Origin of the sequence: Streptomyces sp. NPDC101165 (genome assembly GCF_044768135.1) — a bacterium.
Classification (GTDB): domain Bacteria; phylum Actinomycetota; class Actinomycetes; order Streptomycetales; family Streptomycetaceae; genus Streptomyces.
In genome coordinates this window covers 466,047-480,829 of the sequence record NZ_JBIWPG010000004.1, presented here as the reverse complement: position 1 = coordinate 480,829, position 14,783 = coordinate 466,047, and the positions used below count along the sequence as shown (strand labels likewise).

At 72.0% G+C, this 14,783-nt stretch carries 17 protein-coding genes and 1 pseudogene; 9 read left to right on the top strand and 9 right to left on the bottom strand.

Going from position 1 to position 14,783, the window contains the following annotated elements:
- The first annotated feature begins 3 nt into the window (after positions 1-3).
- Both ACIRVH_RS11315 and ACIRVH_RS11310 read left to right on the top strand, forming a co-directional pair.
- Positions 4-420, top strand: a complete 417-nt coding sequence (locus ACIRVH_RS11315; protein WP_389181477.1) for a VOC family protein — start codon at positions 4-6, stop codon at positions 418-420.
- A gap of 43 nt (positions 421-463) precedes the next feature.
- Positions 464-1,213 (top strand): VOC family protein, encoded by a 750-nt coding sequence (locus ACIRVH_RS11310; RefSeq protein ID WP_403950892.1) that lies wholly within the window; start codon positions 464-466, stop codon positions 1,211-1,213.
- 96 nt (positions 1,214-1,309) lie between these two features.
- Here ACIRVH_RS11310 and ACIRVH_RS11305 read toward each other — a convergent pair whose 3' ends face one another.
- The 5 genes and pseudogenes from ACIRVH_RS11305 to ACIRVH_RS11285 all read right to left on the bottom strand — a co-directional run bounded on the left by ACIRVH_RS11305 (position 1,310) and on the right by ACIRVH_RS11285 (position 4,023).
- Positions 1,310-1,642: a DUF952 domain-containing protein gene (locus tag ACIRVH_RS11305; RefSeq protein ID WP_403950890.1), complete on the bottom strand. Its 333-nt coding sequence runs from the start codon at positions 1,640-1,642 to the stop codon at positions 1,310-1,312.
- A gap of 9 nt (positions 1,643-1,651) precedes the next feature.
- Positions 1,652-2,709: pseudogene (locus ACIRVH_RS11300) on the bottom strand (RNA polymerase sigma factor).
- Complete coding sequence (locus tag ACIRVH_RS11295; RefSeq protein WP_403950888.1) at positions 2,706-3,128, bottom strand: YciI family protein; 423 nt, start codon at positions 3,126-3,128, stop codon at positions 2,706-2,708. The pseudogene ACIRVH_RS11300 and the gene ACIRVH_RS11295 overlap by 4 nt, the downstream one beginning before the upstream one ends.
- Positions 3,129-3,214: 86 nt before the next feature.
- Positions 3,215-3,412: a hypothetical protein gene (locus tag ACIRVH_RS11290; protein WP_403950886.1), complete on the bottom strand. Its 198-nt coding sequence runs from the start codon at positions 3,410-3,412 to the stop codon at positions 3,215-3,217.
- Between the two features lie 26 nt (positions 3,413-3,438).
- A complete protein-coding gene (locus ACIRVH_RS11285) occupies positions 3,439-4,023 on the bottom strand; it encodes a dihydrofolate reductase family protein (RefSeq protein ID WP_403950883.1) in 585 nt (194 codons plus the stop codon).
- A 143-nt stretch (positions 4,024-4,166) separates the two neighbouring features.
- On the opposite strand from ACIRVH_RS11285, the gene ACIRVH_RS11280 reads away from it, so the two are divergent.
- Positions 4,167-4,757, top strand: a complete 591-nt coding sequence (locus ACIRVH_RS11280; protein ID WP_403950881.1) for a TetR/AcrR family transcriptional regulator — start codon at positions 4,167-4,169, stop codon at positions 4,755-4,757.
- Between the two features lie 205 nt (positions 4,758-4,962).
- Here ACIRVH_RS11280 and ACIRVH_RS11275 read toward each other — a convergent pair whose 3' ends face one another.
- The gene (locus tag ACIRVH_RS11275; protein WP_403950879.1) at positions 4,963-6,093 is read right to left on the bottom strand and encodes a family 2 encapsulin nanocompartment cargo protein polyprenyl transferase; all 1,131 of its coding nucleotides are present in this window, start codon (positions 6,091-6,093) and stop codon (positions 4,963-4,965) included.
- Positions 6,094-6,205: 112 nt separating this feature from the next.
- A complete protein-coding gene (locus ACIRVH_RS11270; RefSeq protein ID WP_403950877.1) occupies positions 6,206-7,612 on the bottom strand; it encodes a family 2B encapsulin nanocompartment shell protein in 1,407 nt (468 codons plus the stop codon).
- 288 nt (positions 7,613-7,900) lie between these two features.
- Between ACIRVH_RS11270 and ACIRVH_RS11265 the strand changes: the two genes are divergently transcribed.
- Together ACIRVH_RS11265 and ACIRVH_RS11260 are read left to right on the top strand one after the other, a co-directional pair.
- The gene (locus ACIRVH_RS11265) at positions 7,901-8,494 is read left to right on the top strand and encodes an N-acetylmuramoyl-L-alanine amidase (RefSeq protein WP_403950875.1); all 594 of its coding nucleotides are present in this window, start codon (positions 7,901-7,903) and stop codon (positions 8,492-8,494) included.
- A gap of 43 nt (positions 8,495-8,537) precedes the next feature.
- Complete coding sequence (locus ACIRVH_RS11260) at positions 8,538-9,431, top strand: 1-aminocyclopropane-1-carboxylate deaminase/D-cysteine desulfhydrase (RefSeq protein ID WP_403950872.1); 894 nt, start codon at positions 8,538-8,540, stop codon at positions 9,429-9,431.
- A gap of 79 nt (positions 9,432-9,510) precedes the next feature.
- Here ACIRVH_RS11260 and ACIRVH_RS11255 read toward each other — a convergent pair whose 3' ends face one another.
- Positions 9,511-11,103, bottom strand: a complete 1,593-nt coding sequence (locus tag ACIRVH_RS11255) for a Na+/H+ antiporter (protein ID WP_403950870.1) — start codon at positions 11,101-11,103, stop codon at positions 9,511-9,513.
- Between the two features lie 62 nt (positions 11,104-11,165).
- Between ACIRVH_RS11255 and ACIRVH_RS11250 the strand changes: the two genes are divergently transcribed.
- The 3 genes from ACIRVH_RS11250 (at position 11,166) to ACIRVH_RS11240 (ending at position 13,202) form a co-directional block, all read left to right on the top strand.
- Positions 11,166-11,426: a UBP-type zinc finger domain-containing protein gene (locus ACIRVH_RS11250; RefSeq protein ID WP_403950868.1), complete on the top strand. Its 261-nt coding sequence runs from the start codon at positions 11,166-11,168 to the stop codon at positions 11,424-11,426.
- A gap of 271 nt (positions 11,427-11,697) precedes the next feature.
- Positions 11,698-12,111 carry a hypothetical protein gene (locus ACIRVH_RS11245; protein WP_003992877.1) on the top strand — a complete coding sequence of 138 codons (414 nt, stop codon included), beginning with the start codon at positions 11,698-11,700 and terminating at the stop codon, positions 12,109-12,111.
- Positions 12,108-13,202 (top strand): RNA polymerase sigma factor SigF, encoded by a 1,095-nt coding sequence (locus tag ACIRVH_RS11240; RefSeq protein WP_403950866.1) that lies wholly within the window; start codon positions 12,108-12,110, stop codon positions 13,200-13,202. Before ACIRVH_RS11245 ends, ACIRVH_RS11240 begins: the two co-directional genes overlap by 4 nt.
- 17 nt (positions 13,203-13,219) lie before the next feature.
- Here the strand turns inward: ACIRVH_RS11240 and ACIRVH_RS11235 are convergent, their stop codons facing one another.
- Positions 13,220-13,663: a hypothetical protein gene (locus ACIRVH_RS11235; RefSeq protein ID WP_403950864.1), complete on the bottom strand. Its 444-nt coding sequence runs from the start codon at positions 13,661-13,663 to the stop codon at positions 13,220-13,222.
- A 146-nt stretch (positions 13,664-13,809) separates the two neighbouring features.
- On the opposite strand from ACIRVH_RS11235, the gene ACIRVH_RS11230 reads away from it, so the two are divergent.
- Positions 13,810-14,778 (top strand): diacylglycerol/lipid kinase family protein, encoded by a 969-nt coding sequence (locus tag ACIRVH_RS11230; protein WP_403950861.1) that lies wholly within the window; start codon positions 13,810-13,812, stop codon positions 14,776-14,778.
- Positions 14,779-14,783 lie beyond the last annotated feature (5 nt).

The window sequence follows — 14,783 nt, the reverse complement described above, 5'->3', positions numbered from 1 at the left end:
GCCATGGACCTGAAACTCAAGCAGTGCTTCATCGCCGTGGACGACCACGACAAGGCGCTCCACTTCTACTGTGACGTGCTCGGCATGGAGGTCCGCAACGACGTGGGCTTCGAGGGGATGCGGTGGGTCACCGTGGGCTCGCCGCTCCAGCCGGACGTGGAGATCGTGCTGGAGCCGCCCGGCGCGAGCCCGGACATCTCCCCGGCCGACAAGCAGGCGATCGCCGAGCTGCTCGCCAAGGGGCTGCTGCGCGGGGTCATCTTCACCACCGAGGACTGCGACGGGCTGTACGAGCGGGTCCGGGAGGCCGGCGGCGACGTGCTCCAGGAGCCGACGGACCAGCCGTACGGGGTCCGCGACTGCGCCTTCCGGGACCCGGCCGGGAACATGCTGCGGTTCCTGCAGCGGCCCGCGGACTGAAATTCCCCCGGCGCGGCGGGGTCGGCTGCCTACGATCCCCGCCATGAACACCATCCGCTGGACCTACGCCTTCATCGACCGCCCCGCCGCCCGCCTCGCCGAGGCCCGTGCCTTCTGGACGGCCGTCACCGGCACCCGGCCCTCCGAACCGCGCGGTGATCAGGGCGAATTCATGACGCTGCTGCCCGACGGGACGGACGCGTGCGTGAAACTCCAGGGCGTCACCGAGGGCGCGGGCGGCGCGCACCTCGACCTCTGCCTCGATGACCCGGCGGCCCTGGTCCGGGCGGCCCTGGACCTCGGCGCGGGGCTCGTGGCGGATCACGGCGACTGGGCAGTGCTGCGCTCGCCCGCCGGTCAGCTGTTCTGCGCCGTGCCGTGGCACACGGAGACGGTGCGGCCACCGGTGGTCGACGGCAGCCGCCTGGACCAGGTGTGCCTGGACGTCCCGCCCTCGGCGTACGACACCGAGACCGCGTTCTGGGCCGCGCTGACCGGCTGGGAGCTGCTGACGGTTTCCCTGCCGGAGTTCCGGGTGCTCAGGCCGCCCGCGGGCCTGCCCGTCCGGATCCTGCTCCAGCGGCTCGACGACGAACGCCCGGCCTCCGCCCACCTGGACCTCGCCTGCGCGGACATCGCGACGACCCGGGCCCGGCACGAGCGGCTGGGCGCCGTCCGCGTCCACCAGGGCCCGCACTGGTCGGTGTTGCGCGACCCGGCCGGCGGCACGTACTGCCTGACCGGCCGGGACCCCGAGACCGGCGGACTGCCGGCGGCGGTCAACGACGCGTAGTCACGTACGGGTGAGCCCGCCCCCCGGCGACCACCGCCACGGCCCAGGCGCAGACGGCCCAGCGCCATAACCGGCGGCGCGCGCCGCGCTGTTCGCTCACCCCCAGGGCTCCACGTCCACCACGGCGTCGACCGGCACCGGCCCGTACACGTGCGGGAACTCCTCGCCGTTCGGCGACATGGCCTCGTACTTCAGCGGTACATCGAGCAGGGCCGGGTCCACGACCAGTACCACCAGCTCGTCGGGGCCTTCGTGGTCGCCGTACAGGAAGGCCGCGATGCGCGGGAGTTGTTCACGGGTGGAGAAGTGGATGAACCCCTCCTCCTGGAGGGTGCGGCCACGGGTGGACACCTCGTAGGTGCCGCGTTCGCGGGCCGCCTCCCACAGCGAGCGCTCGGTGATGTGGACGATGTGCGGAAGCTTCGGCATGCGGCCACGCTACGGCTTCAGCCGTGCCGCACGCGTCTGCAGGTAGTGCCGCTCCGGGAGGCTGAGCGTCCTGGCCGCCGCCGAGGCGTACGCGGCGCGGGCACGGTCGTACGCTCCCGCGCGCTCCCACAGATGCCCGCGCACCGCGTCCAGGCGATGGCTGTCGCCCAGCGCCCGCTCCCGTCCGTCGAGTTCGGCGAGGCCGGCCTCGGGGCCGTGCACCATGGCGACGGCGACCGCGCGGTTGAGGCGCTCCACGGGGCCGGGGACCTGGCGGACGAGGAGGTCGTACAGGCCGAGGATCTCGCGCCGGTCCGTGGCCTCGGCGGAGGGTGCCCCGTCATGCACGGCGGCGACGGCGGCGCGCAGCGCGTACGGTCCGGCGGGGCCCTGGGACAGCGCCCGGGTGACGAGGGCGCCGCCCTCCTCGATCGCGGCCGGGTCCCAGCGGCCGCGGTCCTGTTCGTCGAGCGGGACCAGTTCGCCGTGCGGGCCGGTGCGTGCGGCGCGCCGGGCGTCGGTGAGCAGCATCAGCGCGAGCAGGCCCGCGACCTCGCCGTCGTCCGGGAGCAGCCGGTGGACGGTGCGGGTCAGCCGGATCGCCTCGGCGGCCAGGTCACGGCGCTGGAGGCTGGTTCCGGAGGTCGCGGTGTAGCCCTCGTCGAAGATCAGATAGAGGATCTGCAGGACGGCGGGCAGCCGCTCGGCCCAGTTGTCGGGCCGCCCGAACCGCACGTCCCGCACCTTCTGCTTGGCCCGGCTGACGCTCCCCCTCGCTGGGCGCCCGGTCGGCCGGCGAGGGCCGCCGCCCGCTCCTCCCGCGCCCGCCGGGCCTCGTCCGCGCGCAGCGCGTCGGTCAGCCGGTGGGACGCCGCCCTGATCAGCCAGCCGCGCGGGTTGTCCGGCACCCCGTTCTGCGGCCACTGCCGGGCCGCCGCCAGCAGCGCCTCCTGTACGGCGTCCTCGGCCGTCTCGAAGTGCCCGTACCGGCGCACCAGCGCGCCGAGGACCTGCGGCGCGCTGGTGCGCAGGTCCTCGATGCCGGTCGGGCCGGTCGGGCCGGTCATTTGGCGCAGATGTCCCCGGCGCCGTCCATGATGGGCCGGATCACCACGGGGTAGTCGGTCAGGCCCTCGGGGCCGGGGCAGCGGGTGACGCGTTCCGCGATCTCGGTGACCCGGTCCAGGCTCGCGCAGTCCACCACCCAGTAGCCGGCCATCAGCTCCTTGGTCTCGCCGTACGGGCCGTCGGTGATCACGGTCCGGCCGTCCCTGCCGCGCGCGACCAGCCGGGTCCGGGCGGGCTCGGCCAGCCCCTGGGCGTCGACGAGTTCACCGGACTCGGCGAGGTCGTCGCTGATCGCACCCATGTAGAGGTACATGGCCTTGAGCTCCGCCTCGGTCCAGGACGGGGCGTGCTCGGAGGCCTTGCCGGCCATCGCGTCGTAGTCCGCCTGCGTGCCCTGCACCATCACCAGGTACTTCATGGTCCGCTCCTTCGGCTCGGGGGCCGCCTCCTGCGGGCGGCTCTCGCAGGGGACGTCGGAGCCGGGCCGGGATTCTCGACACGGGTTCAGGCCTTTTTCGCGGCGGAGTCCTGTGGGGCGGGGTGCTCCTGCCCGACGGCGAGGTCGGTGTGGGCCGCGCACTTCGGGTTGTAACAGGGGCCGGGGCCCCACAGCGGGACCCAGATGCCCAGCGTCTTGTGCCGCCGGACGACCGTGTCGACTGGCTGTCCGCAGACGGGACAGACGTGTTCTTCGCTGTCCATGCCCCCAGGGTAGGGCGGGCGGGGTCTCAGCGCTTCCTGCGGTACGTGCGCACGAGCACACCGTTGTCGAAGGTGCGCACCGAGTCCAGGGTGAACTCCTTGATGTCGAGGCCGGTGCCGAACATCGGCATGCCGGTGCCGTAGACGATCGGGTAGGTCTTGATGACGAGTTCGTCGATCTCGTCGAGCAGGGCTCCCGCGAGCTGGGATCCGCCGCACAGATAGATGTCCAACCCGCCGTCCTCCGCCTTGAGTTCGCGGACCCGGCCGGTCAGGTCGCCGTCGATGATCTCGACGTTCGGGTCGGGCGAGGTGCCCAGGGTGCGCGAGGCGACGTACTCGCGCAGGTGGCCGTAGGGGCTGGTGATGCCCTCCTTCAGCGCCACCTCGTAGCTGGCCCGGCCCTGGATGACGGTGTCGAACCGCCGGTTCTCCAGGTGCTCCATGCCGAACTGCCGGCGGGCAGCGGTGGGCAGGGTCTCCGCGAACTCCGTCTTGAGGAAGTCGAGGTACTCCTCGTCCAGGAAGCGGAACATCGCGGTGGCTTCGCCGTGTTCGTCGCCGATGAAGCCGTCGAGCGAGCAGGCGACGAAGTACGTGAGCTTTCGCAAGCCGGTCTCTTTCCGTAGGCTGCGGGGCGATCGGTCAACCACTCCGCTTGTAGTGCTTCAGTTGTAGTACTCCGGATGTAGTGGTGGCAAGCTTTTTCCGGGATGCTGTCGGCACCGAGGACAAGTAAGAGAAGGGGTTCCGCATGGCGGGCAATCCGGAACGGCGGGCGGCGCTGGTGGACGCCGGCATCGAGGTGCTCGCGCGGGAGGGCGCGCGCGGGCTGACGTTCCGCGCGGTGGACGGCGAGGCGGGCGTGCCCACCGGTACCGCCTCCAACTACTTCACCGGCCGCGAGGACCTGCTCCGCCAGATCGACGCCCGGCTGCACGTACGGCTCGCACCGGATCCCGAGGTGATGGAGGCACTGCTGCGCCGGCCCCGTGACCGCTCCCTGGTCAGAGCCCTCATGCAGGACATCATGGACCGGGCCACCCGCGACCGGACCGGCTATCTGGCCCTGCTGGAGATGCGGCTGGAGGCCACCCGGCGCCCCGAACTGCGGGCCTCCTTCACCAGGTCGGTGCGCGGAGACCTGGAGCAGGGCATCGACTTCCACCGGCAGTCCGGCCTGCCCGGTGGCGACGAGACCGTCACCGTGCTCTACCTCGCGATGCTCGGCCTCATCCTGGAACACCTGACCCTGCCGGGCGTCCTGGACGGAGTCCTGGACGGGGTCGGCGTACCGGAGGGGCTGGTCGACCGGATCGTGACGACGATCGTGCCGGAGGGGTAGCCCGGCGAACCACTCGCCCCCCAGGAAAGCGGCACCTGCCGACGCCGGCAGCGAGGACTCACCCCGACCGGGCAGTGGGCGGGCCCCGCACACCGTGGGGATGTGCGGGGCCCTCCGGCCGGAGCCCCCGGGAGGTCGTGCGGGGTCAGGAGCCGCACGGTCCCGGTGGCTCCGGGGTCCTTACCGGCCGCGAGTCACCGCGGCCTCAACTGCTGCGCCGGGTCACGAACTCGGCCAGGGCCAGCAGACCGCCCGCCGCCTCCGGCGCGGGCACGGCGCGGGCCAGCTCCTGCATGGCCCGGGCCATCCGGTCGGCCGCCTCGGCCTGCGCCCAGTCCCGGCCGCCGGCCTGCTCGACGGCGAGGGCCGTGCGCGCGATCTCCCCGCCGTCCCCGCACTCCCCCTGCACGTACGGCTTCCCGTACAGCACGGCGAGTTCCGCGGCCGCCGGGGTGCCGGACGCGAGCGCGGCCACCACCGGCAGGGACTTCTTGCGGACCGCGAGATCCGCACCGGCGGGCTTGCCGGTGCGCTGCGGGTCCCCCCATATGCCGATCACGTCGTCGATCAGCTGGAACGCGAGCCCCGCCTGGCGGCCGAAGCCGTCCAGTGCCGCCACGTCGTGCGCATCGGCGCCCGCGTACAGCGCGCCGAGCGCGCAGGCGCAGCCCAGCAGTGCGCCCGTCTTCGCCTCGGCCATGGCGAGCGCCTCGTCCAGGGTGACCTCGTCCGGCGCGCTCCGCTCCATGGCCGTGTCGGTGTGCTGTCCGGCGCACAGCTCCACGACACAGTCGGCGAGCCGGACCGCGGCCGCGCCCGAGGCCGGGTGCGGATCCTCGGCGAGCAGCCGCAGGGCCAGCGCCTGCAGGGCGTCCCCGGCGAGGATGGCGTCCGCGTCGCCGAAGACGGTCCAGGCCGTGGGCCGGTGCCTGCGGGAGGTGTCCCGGTCCATCACGTCGTCGTGCAGCAGGGTGAAGTTGTGGACCAGTTCGACCGCCACGGCCGCCCGGACGGCCGCCGTCCGCGCCCGCGGGCCGCCGAGCGCGGCGGCCGCGGCGAGGACCAGCGCGGGCCTTATGGCCTTGCCCGCGTTGCCTGCCGCCGCAGTGCCGTCCGCGTGCTCCCACCCGAAGTGGTAGAGCGCGATCCGGCGCATCGAGCCGGGCAGCGACTCGACGGTCGCACGCAGCTCCGGGTCGACGACGGCCCGGGTCCGCTCCAGCAGCGCGGCCGCCTCCTGCCCGTCGAGCGGACCGGCCCCGGCGTCGGCGTCCGGCCCGCGCCGTTCACCCGTCGCGGGTGAACGCTGCTTGGTCTCCGTCATGAACTCGGCCATGAGTCCCCCTCGCACAGTCCGCGGACGGTGGTGCTTCCGCTCCGGCTGGACGCATACCCCGAGGGTGTACCCGCCCCGAAGGGCGGGAACACGGCCGCGAAGTGCGGAAACGTCACCTCCACCGGCCGATCTCGACGTTCTCCAGCACGCCGAGCGCGTCGGGCACCAGGACGGCGGCCGAGTAGTACGCCGTCACCAGGTAGTTGATGATGGCCTGCTCGTTGATGCCCATGAACCGCACGGACAGGCTCGGCTCGATCTCGTCCGGGATGCCGGACTGCCGCAGGCCGATGACGCCCTGCTCGTCCTCGCCGGTACGCATGGCGATGATCGAGGTCGTGCGCTCCGGCGTGACGGGGATCTTGTTGCACGGGTAGATCGGCACACCGCGCCAGGTGGGGATGCGGTTGCCGCCGATCTCCACGGTCTCCGGGACCAGTCCGCGTTTGTTCAGCTCGCGCCCGAACGCGGCGATCGCGCGCGGGTGGGCGAGGAAGAGCTTGGTACCGCGCCGGCGGCTGAGCAGCTCGTCCATGTCGTCCGGGCTGGGCACGCCGTCGTGCGGCTGGAGCCGCTGGTCGTACTCGCAGTTGTTCAGCAGCCCGAACTCGCGGTTGTTGATCAGCTCGTGCTCCTGGCGCTCCTTCAGCGCCTCGACCGTGAGCCGCAGCTGGTGCTCGGTCTGGTTCATCGGCTGGTTGTACAGGTCGGCCACGCGCGTGTGGATGCGCAGCACGGTCTGGGCGATGCTCAGCTCGTACTCGCGCGGCCGGGCCTCGTAGTCGACGAAGGTGTGCGGGATCTCCGGCTCGCCGCTGTGGCCGGCCGCCAGCGCGACCTCCTTCTCGCCGTACTTGTTGGTCCGCTGCTCCGGGAGCGCGCGCAGCTGCTGGACGTGCTCGCGCAGCGAGTCGGAGCGCTCCGCGACCTGCTCGAAGTCCTGGCGGGCGAGGATCAGCACCGTGCACGTGGTGTCCGCGCGGGCCGTGTACTCCCAGATGGCGTCCGGGTCCAGCAGTGCCGCCTCGCCGAAGTAGGCGCCGTCGGCGAGGACGCCGAGGACCGCGTCGTCGCCGTACGGGCCCGTGCCGATCTTCTCGACCCTGCCGTGGGCCAGCAGGTACACCTCGTCGGTCTGGTTGCCGAAGGAGGCGATGACCTCGCCGGGCGCGAAGTCCCGCTGCCGGCAGCGCCGGGCCAGCTCGGTCAGCACCTCGTGGTCCTCGTACGACCGCAGCGCCGGGAGCTCGCCGAGTTCGGCGGGGATCACCTCCACCTGGTCGCCGGTCTTCACGAAGGTGATGCGGCCGTCGCCGACGGCGAACGTCAGCCGCCGGTTCACCCGGTACGTGCCGCCCTGTAGATCCACCCAGGGCAGCGTCCGCAGCAGCCAGCGGGAGGTGATCTCCTGCATCTGCGGGGCGGACTTGGTCGTGGTGGCCAGGTTCCGCGCTGCCGCCGTGCCGAGAGACTGCTGCGGCTTGCCCTGCTCCGTGCGGACCTCTTCGCCTACCGACATAAGAAAATGCCCTCTCCTGTAGGTCCGGCGCCGAATCGCACACCGGTCTCGCGAGCGAGCCTTCCATTACGGAAAGTACTCGCGCCATTACCCGAAAGAGCGGGAATGGATCATCGGACTACTGGGCAGAAAGAGGGACCCTGTCCAGCGCCCCACCCGGTGTGACCTGTCCGGATCGGCTCGCACAGCGTGCGAACGATGTAGTCCGGGACGTCCGGTTTCGGTAGAAGCAGCGGTACGACAGGGCCGCTCCCCGCGGCCACCGGGCACAGCACGAAGGAGGCGGTCATGGCCCCACCCATGTCCGCGAACGGGTTCCTGGACGCGCTTCGAGCGGAGGGCGTCCAGATCGTCGAGGTCGGCGACTGGCGGACCCACAACCGCAATCACAAGGGCCCCTGGGGCCCCGTCCACGGCGTGATGATCCACCACACGGTGACCCGCGGCAGCGCCCGCACCGTGGAGCTCTGCCGGGCCGGCCACGCGGAGCTGCCGGGCCCGCTGTGCCATGGAGTGATCACCAAGGACGGCACGGTCCATCTGGTCGGCTACGGCCGCGCCAACCACGCCGGCCTCGGCGACGACGACGTCCTGCGCGCGGTGATCGCCGAGAAACGGCTGCCCCCGGAGAACGAGGTGAACACCGACGGCAACCGGCACTTCTACGGCTTCGAGTGCGAGAACCTGGGCGACGGCGAGGATCCCTGGCCCATGGCCCAGCTGGACGCGATCGTGCGCGCCGCAGCGGCGGTGTGCCGGCATCACGGCTGGACGGAGCGCTCGGTCATCGGCCACCTGGAGTGGCAGCCGGGCAAGGTGGACCCGCGCGGCTTCTCGATGGCGTGGCTGCGGGATCGGATCGAGGAGCGCCTGAAGGCGTAGGTGTGGTTGCCGGACCGGGCCGGCGCCGGGCGACAATGAGGCGGTGACCAGCACCGGCCCGCTCGCCCCGCGCCTGCCCTCCCCTCTTGTCGAGGTCCGGGACGACCGGTTCGCCCGGCACGGCCTCCGTCTGCTGCTCAAGCGGGACGACCTGATCCACCCGGAGCTGATCGGCAACAAGTGGCGCAAGCTGGTGCCGAACCTCGAAGCGGTGCGCGGCCGCGAGCTGGTCACCTTCGGCGGGGCGTACTCCAACCATCTGCGGGCCACCGCCGCCGCGGGCCGCCTCCTCGGTCTGCCCACGATCGGCGTGGTCCGCGGCCAGGAGCTGGCCGACCGCCCGCTCAACCCGTCCCTGTCCCGCTGCGCGGCCGACGGCATGCGGCTGCACTTCGTCGACAGATCGACATACCGGCGCAAGAGCGAGCCGGCGACCCTGGCCGCGATCCTGCGCGAGGCCGGCGCCGAGGGGGCGTACGTCGTCCCCGAGGGAGGCAGCAACGCCGCGGCCGTACGCGGCTGCCGGGCCCTGGGCGAGGAACTGCGCGGCCGCGCCGACGTCGTCGCGGTCGCCTGCGGCACCGGCGGCACCCTCGCCGGACTCGCCGCCGGCCTGGCCCCCGGACAGCGCGCGCTGGGCATACCGGTCCTGAAGGGCGGCTTCCTGGAGACGGACATACGGACCCTCCAGGAGCACGCCTTCGGCAGCCGTACCGGCACCTGGTCCCTCGACGACCGGTTCCACTTCGGCGGCTACGCCCGCACGACCCCCGAACTCGACGCCTTCGCGGAGCACTTCGAGCAGCGCCACGGACTGCCTGTGGAACGTCTCTATGTCGCCAAGTTGCTGTACGGACTTGCCGCGCTGACCGAGGAGGGCGCCTTCACGCGCGGTACGACGATCGCAGCGGTCGTCACCGGGCGGCCCTTCCCGTAGGCCCAGGACCGCGTGGACACTCCGCCCCGTGGCGCTCGGCGAGGAGCCGAGTACACGGGCCTGGCCGACGGGACAGGCGCTAGCCCGCCTCCCGGTAGGCGGCCGCCTCCTCCAGGTCGAGTCTGCGGAGCAGGGCGCGGAGCATCTCGTCGTCGATGTAGCGGTGGTCGCGGAGGCGGACGAAGACCTCGCGTTCGGCGCCGATCATCTCGCGGGACAGGCGGCGGTAGGTGTCGTCCACGGACTCGCCGGTGACGGGGTTGACCTGGCCGAGGCGCTCCCAGACGGCGTTGCGGCGGCGCTCCAGGACCGTGCGCAGGCGGTCGGCGAGCGGCGGGGGCAGGGCGTTGCGCTCGTCGGAGAGGAGCTCGTCCAGGCGGTTCTCGGCGGCTCGGGAGGCCTGTGCCTGGGCGTTGGCCTCGGCGAGCGTCTCGGCCTGCCGGTCGCGGCCGGGGAACTTCAGCAGGCGGATCAGCGGGGGCAGGGTCAGACCCTGCACGACCAGGGTGCCGATGACGGTGGTGAAGGTCAGGAAGAGGATCAGGTTGCGCTGCGGGAAGGCGTGGCCGTCGTGCATCCTCGGGATGGAGAAGGCGATGGCCAGGGAGACCACACCGCGCATGCCGGCCCACGAGGTGACCATCGCCCCGCGCCAGGTGGGGTTCTCCTCGCGTTCCCTGATGCGCGCCGACAGCAGGCGGGGCAGGAAGGTCCCCGGATACACCCAGACGAACCGGGCGAGGACGACGACGAGGAAGAGGGCGACGGCGTACCAGGTCGCCTTGACGCCCTCGTACCCCCCGAGCCCCTTGAGGACGACCGGCAGCTGCAGGCCGATCAGGGCGAAGACCGCCGACTCCAGGATGAAGGCGACCATCTTCCACACCGCCTCCTCCTGCAGCCGGGTGGCGAAGTCGACCTCCCACGCGCGGTGACCGAGGTAGAGGGCGACGACCACGACCGCGAGGACCCCTGAGGCGTGCAGCTGCTCGGCGACGCCGTAGGCGACGAACGGGATCAGCAGGGAGAGGGTGTTCTGCAGGAGGGGTTCCTTCAGGTGCGTGCGCAGCCAGTGCAGGGGTGCCATGAGGACGAGGCCGACCCCGACACCGCCGACCGCCGCGAGCAGGAACTCGCGGATCCCGCCCGCCCAGGTGGCGCCCTCGCCGACGACCGCGGCGACGGCCACCTTGTAGGCGGTGATCGCGGTGGCGTCGTTCAGCAGCGACTCGCCCTGCAGGATCGTCGTGATCCGGGACGGCAGGCCAACCCTGCGCGCGACCGCCGTGGCGGCCACCGCGTCCGGCGGCGCCACCACCGCGCCCAGCACCAGGGCGGCGGTCAGCGGCATCCCGGGGATGAGCACGTAGGCGGCCCAGCCGACGGCGACGGTCGCGAAGAGCACGTAGCCCACCGACAGCAGCGCCACGGGCCGGATCTGGGCCCGCAGGTCGAGGTAGGAGCTGTCGGTGGCCGAGGTGTACAGCAGCGGGGGCAGCAGCAGCGGCAGGACGATCTTGGGGTCGAGGGTGTAGTCCGGCATCCTGGGGACGTAGGAGACCGCCAGACCGACCGCGACCAGCAGCAGCGGTGCCGGCACCGGGGTGCGCCGGGCGGCCCCCGCCACCGCGGCGCTGCCCGCCACCAGCAACAGCAGCGGCATCACATCCATGGTCCTCGCCCACCCTCGTTTTTCCGCGCGGCCACCCGCACGCCCGTCGTAATCTGGCAATCATGAAACAGTGCACGCACTCCGACGCGCTGCCGCACCCCGAGCCGGAGCCGCTGAGCGAGACCTGCCCGGAGTGTCTCGCGCGCGGGACGCATCCGGTGCAGTTGCGGCTCTGCCTGTCCTGTGGCCACATCGGCTGCTGCGACTCCTCGCCCGGCAGACACGCGACGGAGCACCACGAGACGTCCGGTCACCCGGTGATGCGGACCTACGAACCCGGCGAGGACTGGCGGTGGTGCTTCGTCGACCACGTTCTCGTGTGACACTGCACTGACACGGCATACGGCCGCGGCCGTGGACGGTTCGAGCGTCTGACACCGGGGTACGTCAACCCGGCGCGCGCTCTTCCCATTTGGGCCCGCAGACCCTCTAGACACGGAGCGTATCCACAGCTTTACTGTGAGTGACGCCAGGGGGTTGGGGTCCCGGGACAGGACCGTTCGGAGCGCGATAGCGTCACCGCGGAACCACATGTGCGTTACCCCGAGGGGCGACCCTCGGCCCCGTAAAGCTTGTACCACCATGGAGGTGAGGGTGTCCCAGATCGCAGGCGAGCCCGCGACCCAGGACTTCGTGGAAGTCCGGCTGCCGGCTGCGGGTGCCTACCTGTCGGTGCTGCGGACGGCCACGGCCGGTCTTGCGGCCCGCTTGGACTTCACCCTGGACGAGATCGAGGACCTGCGCATCGCCGTGGACGAGGCCTGCGCGATCCTGCTGCAGCAGGCCGTGCCCGGCTCCGTGCTCAGCTGCGTCTTCCGGCTCGTCGACGACTCGCTGGAGGTCACGGTGTCGGCGCCGACCACCGACGGCCACGCCCCCTCGCGGGACACCTTCGCCTGGACGGTGCTCTCGGCCCTCGCGGGCAAGGTCTCGTCCGCCGTCGACAAGGACAAGACCGTGTCGATCAGCCTCTACAAACAGCGCGGCGCGGGCCCCGGGCCGGCGTGAGGAACGGGGACGGGCCGGTGCGGGACGAAGAGCGCGGCACACGGGAGCTGCCGACGGGGGACCGAGGCCCGGCGGACGGTTCCCGACGCATGGCGGACGGCATCGACGGCATCCCCGAGCAGGCCAGGCCGCACCCGGAGGAGGACTCCGCCGAGGCCGGCAGCGACGGTGCCGTGCAGAGCGCGCCTCCGGAGGGACGCGGCGGGATCGGATCCGCCGCCCGCGCGGAGGCGAGGGCTCGGGGAAGGGCTACGGGCGGGACGATGAGCGAGCACGAGCGATACGCCGAGGACGCCGCGCTGGGCGCGGAGGCCGTGCAGGCCACCCAGCACGACCCGCAGGACCGCAGCGGGGCGCGTGCGATGTTCGTCGAGCTGCGCAAGCTGAACCAGGGCAGCCCGGAGTACGCGGAGCTGCGCAATCAGCTGGTCCGTATGCACCTGCCGCTCGTCGAGCACCTGGCGCGCCGCTTCCGCAACCGTGGCGAGCCGCTCGACGACCTCACCCAGGTCGCCACGATCGGCCTGATCAAGTCGGTCGACCGCTTCGACCCCGAGCGCGGCGTGGAGTTCTCCACGTACGCCACCCCGACCGTCGTCGGCGAGATCAAGCGGCACTTCCGCGACAAGGGCTGGGCGGTCCGCGTGCCGCGCCGGCTGCAGGAGCTGCGCCTCGCGCTGACGACGGCGACGGCCGAGCTGTCCCAGCAGCACGGCCGCTCCCCCACGGTCCACGAGCTGGCCGAGAAGCTGGCCATCTCCGAGGAGGAGGTCCTGGAGGGCCTGGAGTCCGCCAACGCGTACTCCACGCTGTCCCTGGACGTCCCCGACACCGACGACGAGTCCCCGGCGGTCGCCGACACCCTCGGTGCCGAGGACGAGGCGCTGGAGGGCGTGGAGTACCGCGAGTCCCTCAAGCCGCTGCTGGAGGACCTGCCGCCGCGCGAGAAGCGGATCCTGCTGCTGCGCTTCTTCGGGAACATGACCCAGTCGCAGATCGCGCAGGAGGTCGGCATCTCGCAGATGCACGTCTCCCGACTGCTCGCCCGGACCCTCGCCCAGCTGCGGGAGAAGCTGCTCGTCGAGGAGTGAGCGTCGGCGGGTGAGCCCTACTCGGCCCGGCCCGGTCCCTTGATCCCGAGGGCCTGGGTCGTCGCCGAGTTCACGAGCAGCACCAGCGCGGCGATCGCCACGACGGCCAGGGCGATGCCGCCCGGGATGGCCATGCTGTCGGCCTTGAGCAGGTTGTAGGCCACCGGAAGCGCCATGATCTGCGTGATGACGGCGGGGCCACGGCTCCAGCTGCGCCTGAGCAGCAGACCGCGCGCGGCGAGCAGCGGCAGCAGCGCGAGCACCGCCAGGGTGATCCCGCCGGTCACGGCCTGCTGCCGGTCGTCGGGATCGCCCGTGAGTCCGAGGACGAGGATCCAGACGCCGCCGATCACCAGGGCGGCACCCTCCAGCCCGGCCAGCGCCGCCGCGTACGTCAGCCGGCGCGGGCGGGGCTCGGCGGCTTCGGTCGTTTCCGGGGCGGATTTCTGCTCACTGCTCACGCCAGAAGCGTAGCCCCGCCCCCCGCGACGGCCGCCTCCGCCCCGGGTCCGGCGCGGTGGTGAGTGTCCAGGCTCACGCCCTCGCCTCTTACCTGATCCCTACCTCGGTCTGGGCCGGGTACCCCCCAGTAGGTACGCTGCCATCCATGCGTGCACTTCTCGTGGTCAATCCGGCGGCAACCACCACAAGCGCACGCAGGCGTGACGTGCTGATCCACGCACTCGCCAGCGAGATGAAGCTGGAGGCGGTCACCACCGAGTACCGCGGCCACGCACGCGACCTCGGCCGGCAGGCAGCGGAGAGCGACGACATCGACCTGGTCGTGGCCCTCGGCGGCGACGGCACCGTCAACGAGGTCGTCAACGGCCTGCTGCACTCCGGCCCCGACCTGGACCGTCTGCCCGGCCTCGCCGTGGTCCCCGGCGGCTCGACCAACGTCTTCGCCCGCGCCCTGGGTCTGCCCAACGACCCCGTCGAGGCCACCGGCGCCCTGCTGGACGCGCTGCGCGACGGAACGGAGCGGGTCGTCGGGCTCGGTCTGACCTCGGGCACGCCCGGCACCGAGGACGAGGCGGTGCCGGACCGCTGGTTCACCTTCAACGCCGGGCTCGGCTTCGACGCGGGTGTGGTCGGCCGGGTCGAGCAGCAGCGCGAGCGCGGCAGGAAGTCGACCCACGCGCTGTACGTCCGACAGGTGGTCCGGCAGTTCCTCGGCGAGCAGCACCGCCGGCACGGCGCGATCACCCTGGAGCGACCCGGCGCCGACCCGATCACCGATCTTGTTGTCGCCATAGTCTCGAACACGTCCCCTTGGACGTATCTCGGCAATCGCCCGATGTACACGTCACCTAAGGCGTCGTTCGATACGGGCATCGACGTACTCGGTCTCAGCCGGCTGTCGACGGCCGCGGTTGCCCGGTATGGCACGCAGTTGCTCACTTCGTCCCCCGAGCGCGGACCCCATGGCAGGCATGCGGTCTCGCTGCACGACCTGGACCAGTTCACCTTGCATTCGAAGGCTCCCCTCCCCCTTCAGATGGACGGCGACCACCTCGGACTGCGTACGAGCGTGACGTTCACAGGCGTACGCCGCGCACTGCGTGTGATTGTGTGAGCGGA

What these genes read in the sequence shown, in the direction of transcription:
- ACIRVH_RS11315 (WP_389181477.1), top strand. Translation starts at nt 4, where the DNA reads ATGGACCTGAAACTCAAGCAGTGCTTCATCGCCGTGGACGACCACGAC.
- ACIRVH_RS11310 (WP_403950892.1), top strand. Translation starts at nt 464, where the DNA reads ATGAACACCATCCGCTGGACCTACGCCTTCATCGACCGCCCCGCCGCC.
- ACIRVH_RS11305 (WP_403950890.1), bottom strand. Translation starts at nt 1,642, where the DNA reads ATGCCGAAGCTTCCGCACATCGTCCACATCACCGAGCGCTCGCTGTGG.
- ACIRVH_RS11295 (WP_403950888.1), bottom strand. Translation starts at nt 3,128, where the DNA reads ATGAAGTACCTGGTGATGGTGCAGGGCACGCAGGCGGACTACGACGCG.
- ACIRVH_RS11290 (WP_403950886.1), bottom strand. Translation starts at nt 3,412, where the DNA reads ATGGACAGCGAAGAACACGTCTGTCCCGTCTGCGGACAGCCAGTCGAC.
- ACIRVH_RS11280 (WP_403950881.1), top strand. Translation starts at nt 4,167, where the DNA reads ATGGCGGGCAATCCGGAACGGCGGGCGGCGCTGGTGGACGCCGGCATC.
- ACIRVH_RS11275 (WP_403950879.1), bottom strand. Translation starts at nt 6,093, where the DNA reads ATGGCCGAGTTCATGACGGAGACCAAGCAGCGTTCACCCGCGACGGGT.
- ACIRVH_RS11270 (WP_403950877.1), bottom strand. Translation starts at nt 7,612, where the DNA reads ATGTCGGTAGGCGAAGAGGTCCGCACGGAGCAGGGCAAGCCGCAGCAG.
- ACIRVH_RS11265 (WP_403950875.1), top strand. Translation starts at nt 7,901, where the DNA reads ATGGCCCCACCCATGTCCGCGAACGGGTTCCTGGACGCGCTTCGAGCG.
- ACIRVH_RS11255 (WP_403950870.1), bottom strand. Translation starts at nt 11,103, where the DNA reads ATGGATGTGATGCCGCTGCTGTTGCTGGTGGCGGGCAGCGCCGCGGTG.
- ACIRVH_RS11250 (WP_403950868.1), top strand. Translation starts at nt 11,166, where the DNA reads ATGAAACAGTGCACGCACTCCGACGCGCTGCCGCACCCCGAGCCGGAG.
- ACIRVH_RS11230 (WP_403950861.1), top strand. Translation starts at nt 13,810, where the DNA reads ATGCGTGCACTTCTCGTGGTCAATCCGGCGGCAACCACCACAAGCGCA.